The organism is Clostridium nitrophenolicum (assembly GCF_055391695.1).
In genome coordinates this window covers 4217336-4230833 of record NZ_AP042469.1, presented here as the reverse complement: position 1 = coordinate 4230833, position 13498 = coordinate 4217336, and the positions used below count along the sequence as shown (strand labels likewise).

Sequence of the window (13498 nt, the reverse complement as noted above, 5' to 3'; positions counted from 1 at the left end):
GGAGGAAATTATATGGGTATAATGCAAACTAATAACCTTGACTTGTATTATGGGAATACTCAAGCTTTAAAAAAGATTAATTTAGATATAGAAAAAAATGCTGTTACAGCTTTAATAGGACCATCTGGATGTGGAAAATCTACATTTTTAAGAACATTAAATAGAATGAACGATTTAATTGAATCTGTAAAAATAGAAGGAGAAGTTTTATTTGAAGGTAAGGACATATACAAATATACTGATGTTATAGAATTAAGAAAAAGAGTTGGAATGGTGTTTCAAAAGCCTAATCCATTTCCAATGTCAATATATGACAACATAGCATATGGACCTAGAATTCATGGAGTAAAGGATAAAAGTAAGTTAGATGAATTAGTAGAAAGCAGCTTAAAAGGTGCTGCTCTTTGGGATGAAGTAAAAGATAGACTAAATAGGAGTGCATTAGGTCTTTCCGGTGGGCAACAACAGAGATTATGCATAGCAAGAACTCTTGCTGTAGAGCCAGAAGTACTTCTTATGGATGAGCCAACTTCTGCATTAGATCCTATATCTACTTTAAAAGTAGAAGAATTAATGGATGAGTTAAAGAAAAAGTATACTATAATAATTGTTACGCATAATATGCAGCAGGCAGGTAGAATATCTGATTATACAGCGTTTTTCTTAAATGGTGAGATTGTAGAAAGTGGAATAACTGAAAATATCTTTTATAAACCTAAAGATAAGAGAACGGAAGACTATATAACAGGAAGATTTGGATAAAAAGTACTAGTTAAATATTTTAAAATATAGCATAATATATATATAATATTGAAAAAAAAGAGGTGATATTATGACAAGGACAGGATTTGATTTAGCGCTAGAAGAGCTGCATAACGATTTGCTTAGAATGGGAAGTATAGTAGAAAAACAAATATATCAGTGTATGGAAGCTCTAGTAAAACAAGATGAACCGTTAGCAGAACAAATTATAAAAAATGATGATTTGGTAGATAAACTTAATAGGGAAATTGAAGATAAGTGTATTAAATTGACAGCTAAGGAACAACCTCTTGCAAGAGATTTAAGAACTATATTTACTACTACTAAATTAGTTACAGATCTTGAAAGAATGGCAGATTATGCTGTGGATATAGCAAAGATAACTATAAGATTAAAAAATGAAAAGTACATTAAAGAATTAATAGATATACCGAAAATGGCGGTCATGGTTAATGCTATGATAAGAAAATCTTTGGATTCATATGTTGCAGCAGATGTAGATGCTGCATACAAAGCATGTAAAATGGATGATGAAATAGATGGATTATATAAGAATATTTTTAATGAGCTTTTAACTATAGCATCAAAAGATTTAAAAAATGTTAATCAGATAACTCAACTTTTATTTGTATGTAAGTACTTAGAAAGAGTGGCAGATCATGCAACTAATATATGTGAATGGACTATATATTTAGTAACAGGAGAACAAAAAGATCTTAACGAATAAATAATTAAGGGCCAGCTTAAAGCAGCTGGCTCTTTTATTATTTTTAATAATTATGTAGAACAATAATGTATTTGTCATAAGAAAGTAATAATTAATTTAAAATTGTATATATCTTGTGCGATAATATGTAAAATAATGTTATAACATAAAATGTTTTATTATATCTTGTAATATATAACGTTTACATTATTAATAAATGTTAATTTCATGTTTTACTTTAGTTAATTTTATGTTATACTTTATAAGGTCGAATATATAGTTTCAACATTAGGAGGGATAAAATGTTCAGCTTAACTCCAAAAGAAGACAAATTCTATGATTATTTTATCGAGATTGCAAAAATTGCACAAAGAGCTTCTAATATGCTAGTGGAATTTATACAAGATCTAGATAATTCAGAAGAAAATCATAAGAAGCTCAAAGAAATTGAGCATGAAGGAGACAAAAAACAGCATGAAATACTTGAACAGTTAAATAAGACATTCATAACGCCTTTTGATAGAGAAGATATCTACCTTATAGCAAAAGACATGGATGACGTTATTGACCTTATAGAAGCTACAGCTAGCAGATTCGTAATGCTTAATGTAAATAACTGCACAGAAGAAGCAGAGATGTTAAGTAGAATGATAGTAAGTAGTTGTGAAGAGTTAATAAATTTAATGGAAGAACTTAAAAACATGAAAACTAGTAAAAAATTGCGTAATAACATCATAGAAATTAATAGAATAGAAGAAGAAGGCGACAGAGTATCAAGAAAAGCAATTATGGATTTATTTAGAAGTAATACTGAAGTTATTGAAATAATTAAATGGAGAGAAATCTACCAGTATCTTGAAGATACATTAGATGCATGTGAAGATGTGGCTAATGTTGTAGAAGGAGTAGTAATGAAAAATGCTTAGTAGTACTATTATTGTAACTGCTGTTATAGTTGTAGTAGCATTGGCTTTTGACTTTATTAATGGTTTTCACGACAGTGCTAACGCTATAGCATGTTCTGTATCAACTAGAGTGTTGACATTAAAGCAAGCTGTAATCATGTCTGCAGCAATGAATTTTGTTGGAGCATTTATTTTTCAGACAAAGGTTGCTAAAACTATAGGAAGTGGAATTGTACATGCTGACTATATAACTTTGAAGCTTATAATAGCAGCTCTACTCGGAGCAATAATATGGAACTTAATAACATGGTATTTTGGGATTCCAAGTAGCTCCTCACATGCACTTATTGGAGGATTAGTTGGCGCAGCTATAGTAGCAAATCATTCGTTTGCTGTTGTTGACTGGAGTAGCTTATTTATAAAGGTTATATTGTGGCTTATATTATCACCATTAATAGGATTCTTTATAGGCTTTATACTTATGAACATTATAAATTTTATGCTAAGAGGTACAAGACCGGCTACGGTTTCAAAAATTTTCTCAAAGGCTCAAATACTTTCAGCTATGACTATAGCTCTAAATCATGGAGGCAATGATGCTCAAAAGTCCATGGGGATTATTACAATGGCACTTGTAAGTGCTGGAATGATACCTGAATTTGCTGTACCGACTTGGGTTAAGTTTTCTTGCGCTTTGGCTATGGCATTAGGGACAAGCCTTGGCGGAAAGAAGATAATTAAGACAATGGGATCAAGGATGGCTAAGATTGCTCCAGTTAATGGATTTACAGCGGAAATGGGAGCATCAGCAGTAATTTTCAGTGCAACAATGTTTAATGCGCCAGTAAGTACAACTCACATAATTACTGGTTCAATAATGGGAGTTGGTGCATCGAAAAGACTTTCAGCGGTAAGATGGGCTGTTGCTAGAGAAATTGTAATGGCATGGGTTCTTACAATACCAATATCAGGGTTAGTAGCAGGTGCAACTTTTCTTATTTTAAATTTAATATAATTCGTAACAAAAACTCTTCTGTTTCTTAGAAGGGTTTTTTATTATGCATTGACTAAATAAGCATATTAAGGTAATATTACTAAATGTAATATAACATCAGTCGACAATTAACAGCTAAAATTTGTCCACTGGTTACTGCTTATTATTAAAGGGGTTGAATATATGAAAAATGAAATTGCAGTAATAAAGCCGGGAAGTATTGCTGAAGAGATGGAAATAGAAATTGGAGACTGTTTGATAAGTATCAATGGTGAGCCAGTTAAAGATATTATTGATTATAAATATTTAATTTGTGATGAATATGTTACAGTTGAAATACAAAAGAAAAATGGGGAAATTTGGGAGCTTGAAATAGAAAAAGAATATGATGAAGATTTAGGTGTACAATTTAAAGATGCTATATTAGATAAGCCACAGAGTTGTCATAATAAATGTATTTTCTGCTTTATCGATCAGCTGCCTAAAGGTATGAGGGAGACACTTTATTTTAAGGATGATGATTCAAGACTTGCATTTCTTCAAGGAAATTTTGTAACTCTGACTAATATGAGTGAAGATGATATTGATAGGATAATAAAATATAGAATAAGTCCTATAAATGTTTCAGTTCACACTACTAATCCAGAACTTAGAATTAAGATGCTTAATAACAGATTTGCTGGAAATGTATATGATAGACTAAAGAGAATGACTAGTGCAGGCATAGAAATAAATTGTCAGATTGTTTTATGTCCAGGAATAAATGACGGAATTGAATTAGAAAAAACTATTGAAGATTTATATAAATTATATCCTACTGTAGAAAATTTAGCTGTAGTACCTGTTGGTGTAACCAAATTTAGAGAGGGACTGCATAAGCTAGATTTATATAGCAAAGAAACTGCTGAAAGACAATTAGATATAGTAGCAAAACTGCAGCAAAAATATATAAAAGAAATAGGAAGTCCTTTTGTAAGAATGTCTGATGAGTTTTATGTCGTGGCACAAAGAGAAATTCCATCTACAGATTTTTATAATGGCTTTAAGCAGCTAGAGGATGGCGTAGGAGTAATAAGACTTCTCAGAAACAATATTGAAGATTCTGTTTCAGATTTAAAAGAGAACATAAAAGGATCATTTACAATGGTGACAGGAGAACTTGCCTACAATGAAATTGTAAATGCTGCAGACATTATAATGAAAGCTAATTCTAAGATAAAAATAGATGTTATAAAGATAATTAATAATTTTTTTGGTGAAACTATAACTGTGGCAGGACTTATAACAGGTAGTGATATAATTGAACAGTTGAAAAATAAAGAGATAGGAAAACATATTATAATTCCAGATTGCATGCTGAGAAAAGGATATGAATTAGCTGCAGATACAGAAAAAATATTTTTAGATGACATTACTGTTGAAGGTTTAGGAAAAGCTTTAAATAGAGAAATATTAGTATGTGATTATACTGGAGAAGATTTAATAAGCATAATAAATAAACACCATGAGGAGGTATAAAAAATGGGAAAACCAATAGTAGCAATAGTAGGAAGGCCTAATGTAGGAAAATCTACATTATTTAATAAATTGGCAGGTCATAGAATATCTATAGTAGAGGATACTCCAGGAGTAACAAGGGATAGAGTATATGCTCAAGCTGAATGGCTTAGGCACAGTTTTACAATTATCGATACCGGTGGTATAGAGCCAGAAAGCAGCGATATTATAATATCACAAATGCGCAGGCAAGCACAAATAGCTATAGAAACTGCAGATGTAATAGTGTTTATAGTAGATGGTAAAGAAGGGCTTACAGCAGCAGATAGAGAAGTAGCACAAATGCTGAGAAAAAGTAAAAAACCAATAGTACTTGTTGTAAATAAAGTAGATAGTCTAAAAGAAGAAGATAATGCATATGAATTTTATAATCTAGGAATAGGAGAACCAATAACTATATCTGCATCACAAGGATTAGGACTTGGTGATATGTTGGATAGAGTAGTTGAGAATTTTGATGATGCTTCACTAGAAGAGGAAGAAGATGAATATGTAAGAATAGCTTTTGTAGGAAAGCCTAATGTTGGAAAATCATCACTTATAAATAAACTTTTAGGAGAAGAAAGAGTTATTGTAAGTGATATCCCTGGAACTACTAGAGATGCTATTGATAGTTACCTAGAAACAGAAGAAGGAAAGTTTATACTTGTAGATACAGCTGGTCTTAGAAGAAAAAGCAAGGTTAAAGAAGAAATAGAAAGGTATAGTGTTATAAGAACTTATACAGCTATTGAAAGAGCAGATGTATGTATTTTAATGCTTGATGCTACACAAGGAATAACTGAGCAGGACGAGAAAATTATAGGATATGCACATGAGATGAATAAGGCTATAATGGTAATTGTGAACAAATGGGATCTTATAGAAAAAGATACTAATACAATGAACGAATTTAAAAATATGATTAAAACAAATCTATCTTTTATGTCTTATGCAACATATTTATTTATATCTGCACTTACAGGTCAGAGAGTACATAAGGTACTTGAAACTGTTAAAGAATGTTATGAAAGCTATACAAAAAGAATAAAAACAGGTGTGTTAAATGATGTAATAAGCAAAGCAGTAATGATGAAAGAACCACCGATTATGGGAACTAAAAGACTTAAAATTTACTATGTAACTCAGACTGGTGTAAAACCGCCTACTTTTGTGTTCTTTGTAAATGATCAGTCTTGTATTCATTTTTCTTATGAAAGATATTTAGAAAATCAATTAAGACAAAACTTTGAGTTTACAGGAACAGGTATAAAGTTGGAATTCAGAGAAAGGAAGGAATAGTTATGGGTTCAGGAGTTACTTTTTTAGGTGGGGGGAGCTTTGGAACAGCTCTAGCTGTAATGCTCGCTAAGAAAGGAATTCAGGTTAAAATTTGGGATAGAAAAAAAGATGTAATAAATGATATTAATGCAAAAAGAGAAAATATAAAATATTTACACGGTACAGTAATTCCTTTTGGAGTAGAGGCCTTTGAAAATATGGGTGATGCCATTACAGACAGCGATTATATTGTGCTGTCTGTTCCATCACATGCCATAAGAGAGGTGTGTAGGCAGGCTGAAAAGTTTATAACAAACAATCAGATAATAGTAAACATAGCCAAAGGAATAGAAGAAGAAAGTGAAAAAAGACTTTCGCAAGTTATTAAAGAAGAATTGCCTAAAAACCCCATAGTTATTCTATCAGGTCCAAGTCACGCAGAAGAAGTTGCGCAGGATATACCAACTACTGTTGTAGTAACTTCAGAGAATATGGAATATGCAGAAAAAGTTCAGGATTTATTTATGACAAATAAATTCAGAGTTTATGCTAACGAAGACATAACAGGAGTAGAAATAGGAGGGGCAGTTAAAAATATTATTGCTCTTGCTGCGGGAGTGTCAGATGGTATTGGATATGGAGATAATACAAAGGCTGCTCTTATGACAAGAGGAATGAGTGAAATAATAAGAATAGGGACAAAACTCGGTGGCAAGAAAGAGACCTTCGCCGGACTTACTGGTATGGGAGACTTAATTGTTACTTGTACTAGTATGCATAGTAGAAATAGAAGAGCGGGAATATTAATTGGTAGAGGGGCCACCGCTATGGAAGCCACGGAAGAAATTGGAATGGTAGTAGAAGGTATAAAAGCTTGTAAAGCTTTTTATGAGTTAAAAGAAAAGTTGAAAGTTTCAATGCCTATTACTGATGCTTTGTATAAAGTATTATTTGAAGGTAAAGATCCAAAGTATGGAGTCCATGAGCTTATGACAAGAGATAAAAAATACGAAGTATACTAATGATAAAGAATCTTTGATTAGTCACTCTAAGAGTGTTATCAAAGGTTCTTTTAAATTTTTATTTTATTTTAGTAATATTGTCTGTCAATATCAAATATATATATACTGTTAATATTAGATTACTGGGGGGAATATTTTGGAGAACTTTGATATATACAAAGATATTGCAGAAAGAACTCAAGGTGACATTTATGTTGGGGTGGTAGGTCCTGTAAGAACGGGAAAATCTACTTTTATAAAGAGATTTATGGAGCTTATGGTAATACCTAATATTGAAAATAACTATAAGAAACAAAGAGCAAAAGATGAGCTACCACAAAGTGCGTCAGGGAAATCTATTCATACAACAGAGCCTAAATTTGTACCTAATGAGGCTATAGAAATAAGTCTGAATGAGAATACTAAATTTAAGGTAAGAATGGTAGATTGTGTAGGTTACATTGTTAAAGATGCATTAGGCTATATGGAAGGCGAAAACGCTAAAATGGTAACTACACCTTGGTATGACTATGAAATACCTTTTGAAGAAGCGGCAGAAATTGGGACAAAGAAGGTTATAAATGAACATTCAACAATAGGTTTAGTAGTAACTACAGATGGTTCAATTACTGACATAGGTAGAGATGAATACGTGGAGGCCGAAGAAAGAGTTGTAAATGAGTTAAAAGCAATAAATAAACCTTTTATAATAGTGTTAAACTCTGGACAGCCTCATAATGAAGAAACTATGAATCTAAAAAGAGAACTTGAGGAAAAATATGATGTTCCTGTTCAAACGATGGACGTACTTAATATGAAAGAGGATGATATAACTAATGTGTTCCAAAGAGTACTTAAAGAATTCCCTATAAAAGAGATAAATATTGATATGCCTGAGTGGATAGAAAGATTAGAAGCGTCACACTGGCTAAAGATAGACTTTATAGATTTAGTAAAAGATATGTGTAAAAACATATTTAAAGTTAGAGATATAGGTAAATCATTAGAAGGATTTGCTGATGTTGAATTTTTAGGAATGTCTAACATTAAGGAAATTAATATGGGAGAAGGTACTGCAAGGATAAATTTAAAACCAAAAGAAGATATGTTCTATAGAATATTAAGTGAAGTTTGTGGAAGTGAACTAGGTGGAGAAAGCGATTTACTTGAGGCAGTTAAACAAATGCATAGAGCAAAGGTTGAATACGATAAGGTAGCAGAAGCTTTAAGGGATGTAAGAGAAACTGGGTATGGTTTAGTAGCACCTCAGCTTACTGAAATGAAGCTAGAAGAGCCTGAAATAGTTAAGCAAGGGAATAGAACAGGTATAAAATTAAAAGCAAGTGCTCCTTCTCTTCATTTTATAAGGGCAGATATAGAAACTGAAGTTTCACCTATAATGGGAACAGAAAGAGAAAGTGAAGAGATGGTTAAGTCTCTACTAGAACAGTTTGAAAATGATCCTTCTAAGATATGGCAGAGTAACATGTTTGGTAAGTCTTTGGAGATACTTGTTAAAGAAGGGTTGCAAAATAAGTTATACAAGATGCCTGAGGATGTACAGGTAAAAATACAGAGAACTCTTCAAAAGATAATTAACGAAGGTAATGGAGGCTTGATCTGTATTATATTATAATTTAAATATAATCTATAAAGCCTGTGAACTTTAAAGTTCGCAGGCTTTATAGATAGTAGCTCATTATATTTAAAGCTATATAAGGTAAAAGTATGATTAAAATACATACTATATAATATCCACTTTATTAAAAAAATTTTATATATTTTCTATTTATAAGAAAATTAATATTGCAGAATTAATATTATATCAATTAATAGAGTAAATCTAAACAAAATTGATAAATTATAATAAAAATCATGAAAAATGCTTGCTATTAGATTATAATAGAAAGATAAGAGATTTTAAGGAGGAATTTTTCATGAAAAAAGTTGCTATAGTTTTTAATGGTGGGACGATATCAATGAAGGTAGATCCAAGAGTTCAAGCAGCAGTACCAAGCCTTAGTGGGGAAGAGATAGTTGCTATGGTAACAGGTATTGAAAAATATGCATATATAGAGTCATATAATTTTTCTAATGTACCAAGTCCATTTGTAACTCCTAATGATATGATGAAATTATCAAAATATGTAAAGGATTTATTAGATAGAGAAGATATAGATGGTGTAGTAGTAACCCATGGCACAGATTCATTAGAGGAAACTGCCTATCTTCTAGACTTAACAATACAAAGTGATAAACCGGTTGTAGTTACAGGTGCTATGAGAAGTAGTTCAGAACTTGGATATGATGGTCCATCAAATTTATCAGCAGCAACATGTACTGCGATTTCAGAAGAAGCTCGTGGAAAAGGAGTCTTAGTGTGTATGAATGGAGAGCTGAATTCAGCCTCAGAGGTAACTAAGGCTAATTCTATGAGTTTAAGTGCTTTTAAAAGCCCAGGTTTTGGACCTTTAGGAATAGTAGATAACAATCAAGTTATTTTTTATAGAGATAATTTAACAAGACATCATATAGATACTGATATAGTTGAATCTAAGGTCAGTCTTATAAAGTGTGTTTCAGGAATGGATTCAAGATTTATAGATTTTTGTATTGATCAGGGAGACAAAGGTATTGTAATTGAAGGAATGGGAAGAGGTAACATACCACCTAAGATGGTAGATGGAATTAAAAGGGCTTTGAATAAAGGAGTAATAGTGGTATTAGTTTCAAGGTGTTTTGAAGGAAGGGTTCTAGACACTTATGGATATACTGGTGGAGGAAAAGAATTAAGAAATCTTGGCGTAATATTTGGAGATAATCTTCCAGGCCAGAAGGCTAGAATTAAGTTAATGCTTGCTCTAGGAATGACAAGCAATAAAGAAGAGATTAAAGAAATTTTTGAAAAGGGATTGTATAATATATAAGTATATATTTATAGTAAACATTTTGTGATATAATCTTTTTTAATAAATAGGGGAGTTAAACTACATAATTTGCTAAATTTAATAATAATATATATGAAATTTGATGAAATATAAATTTATCTTGCAATTATTATTAATATTTATGTATAATTAGTATGAATTAGCAAGGAAAGACGGAAGGATGAAATATAATGATAAAAAGTATGACCGGCTTTGGAAGGGGAAGTGTAGAACAAGATGGGCGCAGCTTTATAGTAGAAATAAAAAGCGTAAATCATAGATATTGTGATTTAAATATAAAAATGCCTAAAAGTTTTCTATCCTTTGAAGATAGAATTAGAAAAACAGTTTTAGAGAAAATAAGCAGAGGAAAAGTTGACGTTTTTATTACTCAAAACAAACAGGAAAAGCTTGGTGTAAAAGCAGTTCTTGATGAAAATTTAGCTGACAGTTATGTTGAGTGCTTAAAAAAAATAAAAGATAAGTATGATATAAAGGAAGGACTATCTATATCTCTTATTGCTAAATTCCCAGATGTAATAATATTAAAGCAGGAAGAAGAAGATGTGGAAAGTATATGGAAAATTCTTTCTAATCCTCTTAAAGAAGCTATAAATTTATTAGTAGAAATGAGAGAAAAAGAAGGATTGAAACTTAAAAAAGATATACTATCAAAATGTGACTATATTAAACATTCTTTGGATAAAATAGAGAAAAGGTCTCCCTTTGTAGTATGTGAATATAAGGAAAAGCTTAATGAGAGACTAAAGGAATTGCTTCAAGATTATCAAGTAGATGAAAACAGAATAGCTATGGAAGTTGCTATATTTGGTGATAAAGCATGCATTGATGAAGAAATTGTTAGACTAAATAGTCATTTAGTACAACTAAGAGAGACTTTTAATTTAGATGAACCTATAGGAAGAAAGCTTGATTTTATATTACAAGAAATGAACAGGGAAACCAATACTATTGGTTCAAAGGCAAATGATTTAGAAATAACTAACTCTGTTTTAAATATAAAAAATGAGATAGAAAAAATTAGAGAACAAATTCAAAACATTGAATAACAATTAGGAGGAAATGTATGAGTATAAAATTAATAAACATAGGGTTTGGTAATATTGTGTCAGCAAATAGACTAGTTGCTATAGTTAGTCCAGAGTCTGCCCCAATTAAAAGAATAATTCAAGAAGCGAGAGATAGAGGAATGCTTATAGATGCTACCTATGGAAGAAGAACAAGAGCTGTAATAATTACAGATAGCGATCATGTTATACTTTCAGCAGTACAGCCAGAAACAGTGGCACACAGATTATCCTCTAAAGAAGAAGAAGAAGCTAATGAGGTTGATGAATAATGAAAGGACTTTTAATCGTAATATCCGGCCCTTCTGGCGCTGGTAAGGGTACTATTTGCAAGACTTTACTGAAAGAAAATGATTTTTGGATTTCAGTTTCAGCTACTACAAGACAGCCTAGATCGGGAGAAGTAGATGGTACCAATTATTACTTTTTAACTAAAGAGGAATTTAAGAAAAGAATAGATTACGATGATTTTTTAGAATATGCTGAAGTTTATGGCAATTATTATGGAACACCAAAGTCAAATGCTTTAAAAGCTATTGAAAATGGTAGAGATGTAATATTGGAAATAGATATTCAAGGAGCTTTAAAAGTAAAAGAAAGCTATCCAGAAGGAGTATTTATATTTATACTTCCTCCTTCAATGGAAGAACTTAAGAACAGAATAATAAATAGGGGATCTGAAACACCTGAATCTCTTATGACTAGATTTAAATCTGCATATAAAGAAATAAATTACGTTTCTAAATACAATTATGCCGTTGTTAATGATACTGTTGAAGAGGCAGTAAAAAAAATACATAGCATAATTGTTGCTGAAAGATGCAGAGTTGATAGAGTTAAAGACAAGATATTAGACTCAAAGGAGGGAATTATTCATGAACAACTCTATGATTAATCCATCAATAGTGGAATTATTAAAAAAGGTTGACAATAGATATACATTAGTTACTATGACAGCTAAAAGAGCAAGACAGTTAATTCAAGGTGAGGAACCTTTAGTAAGAACTAATTCAACAAAACCTGTTACTATATCAATTAATGAAATAAACCAAGGAGCAATAACATACGAGACAATTAGAGAAGGTATAAAATAATGGCTCAAGATAAAAAAACAGTAGTTATAGGGGTAACAGGTGGCATTGCTGTATATAAGGCATTAGATGTAATAAGTAAATTAAAAAAGAAAAATTACGAAGTACATGTGATAATGACAGATTCAGCTACAAAGTTTGTAAATCCATTAAGTTTTCAGACTTTAAGTCAAAACATCGTAAACTATGATATGTTTTGCGAGCCAAGAGCATGGGAAATTCAGCACATATCTCTTGCAAAGAAAGCTGACTTGATTGCAGTAATTCCTGCTACAGCAAATATTATAGGTAAGGTTGCGAATGGTATAGCAGATGATCTTTTATCAACTACCATTATGGCAACTAAAGCACCTGTAATTTTTGCTGCTGCAATGAATACAAATATGTATAGCAACCCTATTGTACAGGACAACATAAGCAAACTTCAAAACTATGGTTATAAGTTTATTAAACCTACTAGTGGAAGATTAGCTTGTGGAGATGAAGGTGAAGGTAAGCTAGCTGATACAGAAATAATAGCAGAATATATTGATAGTATGCTTTATGATAAAAAGGATTTGTCAGGCAAAAAAGTTCTAGTAACTGCAGGTCCAACTATAGCAAGTATTGATCCTGTTAGATATATAACCAATAGATCTTCAGGGAAAATGGGATATGCTATAGCAGAAGAAGCAAGGGATAGAGGTGCAGATGTAACTTTAGTATCAGGGGCAACATCTCTTAAAGCTCCTTTTGGAGTTAAATTAATTAATGTAAAAACTAATGCAGAGATGCTTGATAATGTATTGGAAAAATTTAATGATCAAGATATCATAATTAAAGCTGCTGCAGTTGCTGATTATAAACCTAAGCAGTATTCTGATAAAAAGATAAAGAAAGCTGCAGATGAATTTGAGCTAACCCTAATGAAAGACAGTGATATACTTAAAAAGTTAGGAGAATTAAAAAAGCATCAAATACTTGTAGGATTTGCAGCTGAAAGTAATGATTTATTGCAAAATGCTGAAAAAAAACTAAAAAATAAAAATCTTGATTACATTGTAGCAAATGACATTACAGCCTCAGACACGGGGTTTGCTTCAGACGACAATAAGGTAACAATACTTAACCGTGATGGAAGAACTATTCCTTTAGAAAAAATGTCTAAAAGACAGGTAGCAAGGAAATTATTTGATTTAATAAATGAAAAGTAATTTTTGAAAGAGGG

At 31.3% G+C, this 13498-nt stretch carries 14 protein-coding genes; all 14 read left to right on the top strand.

Annotated elements, in window-relative coordinates; genetic code table 11:
• Positions 1 to 12 precede the first annotated feature (12 nt).
• Positions 13 to 762, top strand: a complete 750-nt coding sequence (gene pstB / locus ACZ5N4_RS20025) for a phosphate ABC transporter ATP-binding protein PstB (RefSeq protein ID WP_464204267.1) — start codon at positions 13 to 15, stop codon at positions 760 to 762.
• 70 nt (positions 763 to 832) lie between these two features.
• Positions 833 to 1489: a phosphate signaling complex protein PhoU gene (phoU, locus tag ACZ5N4_RS20020; RefSeq protein ID WP_464204266.1), complete on the top strand. Its 657-nt coding sequence runs from the start codon at positions 833 to 835 to the stop codon at positions 1487 to 1489.
• A 281-nt stretch (positions 1490 to 1770) separates the two neighbouring features.
• A complete protein-coding gene (locus tag ACZ5N4_RS20015) occupies positions 1771 to 2394 on the top strand; it encodes a DUF47 domain-containing protein (RefSeq protein ID WP_464204265.1) in 624 nt (207 codons plus the stop codon).
• Positions 2387 to 3388, top strand: coding sequence for an anion permease (locus ACZ5N4_RS20010; RefSeq protein ID WP_464204264.1), 1002 nt, complete (start codon positions 2387 to 2389; stop codon positions 3386 to 3388). The genes ACZ5N4_RS20015 and ACZ5N4_RS20010 overlap by 8 nt, the downstream gene beginning before the upstream one ends.
• A gap of 162 nt (positions 3389 to 3550) precedes the next feature.
• Positions 3551 to 4885 (top strand): DUF512 domain-containing protein, encoded by a 1335-nt coding sequence (locus ACZ5N4_RS20005; RefSeq protein WP_464204263.1) that lies wholly within the window; start codon positions 3551 to 3553, stop codon positions 4883 to 4885.
• 3 nt (positions 4886 to 4888) lie between these two features.
• Positions 4889 to 6205, top strand: coding sequence for a ribosome biogenesis GTPase Der (gene der, locus ACZ5N4_RS20000; RefSeq protein WP_464204262.1), 1317 nt, complete (start codon positions 4889 to 4891; stop codon positions 6203 to 6205).
• Between the two features lie 2 nt (positions 6206 to 6207).
• On the top strand, positions 6208 to 7206 hold the full coding sequence (locus ACZ5N4_RS19995) for an NAD(P)H-dependent glycerol-3-phosphate dehydrogenase (protein ID WP_464204261.1): 999 nt from the start codon (positions 6208 to 6210) through the stop codon (positions 7204 to 7206).
• Between the two features lie 136 nt (positions 7207 to 7342).
• A complete protein-coding gene (gene spoIVA, locus ACZ5N4_RS19990; protein WP_464204260.1) occupies positions 7343 to 8821 on the top strand; it encodes a stage IV sporulation protein A in 1479 nt (492 codons plus the stop codon).
• A gap of 301 nt (positions 8822 to 9122) precedes the next feature.
• Positions 9123 to 10112 (top strand): asparaginase, encoded by a 990-nt coding sequence (locus tag ACZ5N4_RS19985; protein WP_464204258.1) that lies wholly within the window; start codon positions 9123 to 9125, stop codon positions 10110 to 10112.
• Positions 10113 to 10303: 191 nt separating this feature from the next.
• Positions 10304 to 11182 (top strand): YicC/YloC family endoribonuclease, encoded by an 879-nt coding sequence (locus ACZ5N4_RS19980; RefSeq protein ID WP_464204257.1) that lies wholly within the window; start codon positions 10304 to 10306, stop codon positions 11180 to 11182.
• Between the two features lie 17 nt (positions 11183 to 11199).
• On the top strand, positions 11200 to 11472 hold the full coding sequence (gene remA / locus ACZ5N4_RS19975) for an extracellular matrix/biofilm regulator RemA (protein WP_178908399.1): 273 nt from the start codon (positions 11200 to 11202) through the stop codon (positions 11470 to 11472).
• Positions 11472 to 12095, top strand: coding sequence for a guanylate kinase (gmk, locus tag ACZ5N4_RS19970; RefSeq protein WP_464204256.1), 624 nt, complete (start codon positions 11472 to 11474; stop codon positions 12093 to 12095). The genes remA and gmk overlap by 1 nt, the downstream gene beginning before the upstream one ends.
• Entirely contained in the window at positions 12076 to 12294 is a 219-nt protein-coding gene (rpoZ, locus tag ACZ5N4_RS19965) for a DNA-directed RNA polymerase subunit omega (protein ID WP_211144424.1), read from the top strand. The genes gmk and rpoZ overlap by 20 nt, the downstream gene beginning before the upstream one ends.
• On the top strand, positions 12294 to 13484 hold the full coding sequence (gene coaBC / locus ACZ5N4_RS19960) for a bifunctional phosphopantothenoylcysteine decarboxylase/phosphopantothenate--cysteine ligase CoaBC (RefSeq protein WP_464204255.1): 1191 nt from the start codon (positions 12294 to 12296) through the stop codon (positions 13482 to 13484). The genes rpoZ and coaBC overlap by 1 nt, the downstream gene beginning before the upstream one ends.
• Positions 13485 to 13498 lie beyond the last annotated feature (14 nt).

Excerpts from the sequence above, each read along its gene's own strand:
- pstB (WP_464204267.1), top strand. The coding sequence starts at position 13 with ATGGGTATAATGCAAACTAATAACCTTGACTTGTATTATGGGAATACT.
- phoU (WP_464204266.1), top strand. The coding sequence starts at position 833 with ATGACAAGGACAGGATTTGATTTAGCGCTAGAAGAGCTGCATAACGAT.
- ACZ5N4_RS20015 (WP_464204265.1), top strand. The coding sequence starts at position 1,771 with ATGTTCAGCTTAACTCCAAAAGAAGACAAATTCTATGATTATTTTATC.
- ACZ5N4_RS20010 (WP_464204264.1), top strand. The coding sequence starts at position 2,387 with ATGCTTAGTAGTACTATTATTGTAACTGCTGTTATAGTTGTAGTAGCA.
- ACZ5N4_RS20005 (WP_464204263.1), top strand. The coding sequence starts at position 3,551 with ATGAAAAATGAAATTGCAGTAATAAAGCCGGGAAGTATTGCTGAAGAG.
- der (WP_464204262.1), top strand. The coding sequence starts at position 4,889 with ATGGGAAAACCAATAGTAGCAATAGTAGGAAGGCCTAATGTAGGAAAA.
- ACZ5N4_RS19995 (WP_464204261.1), top strand. The coding sequence starts at position 6,208 with ATGGGTTCAGGAGTTACTTTTTTAGGTGGGGGGAGCTTTGGAACAGCT.
- ACZ5N4_RS19985 (WP_464204258.1), top strand. The coding sequence starts at position 9,123 with ATGAAAAAAGTTGCTATAGTTTTTAATGGTGGGACGATATCAATGAAG.
- ACZ5N4_RS19980 (WP_464204257.1), top strand. The coding sequence starts at position 10,304 with ATGATAAAAAGTATGACCGGCTTTGGAAGGGGAAGTGTAGAACAAGAT.
- remA (WP_178908399.1), top strand. The coding sequence starts at position 11,200 with ATGAGTATAAAATTAATAAACATAGGGTTTGGTAATATTGTGTCAGCA.
- gmk (WP_464204256.1), top strand. The coding sequence starts at position 11,472 with ATGAAAGGACTTTTAATCGTAATATCCGGCCCTTCTGGCGCTGGTAAG.
- rpoZ (WP_211144424.1), top strand. The coding sequence starts at position 12,076 with ATGAACAACTCTATGATTAATCCATCAATAGTGGAATTATTAAAAAAG.
- coaBC (WP_464204255.1), top strand. The coding sequence starts at position 12,294 with ATGGCTCAAGATAAAAAAACAGTAGTTATAGGGGTAACAGGTGGCATT.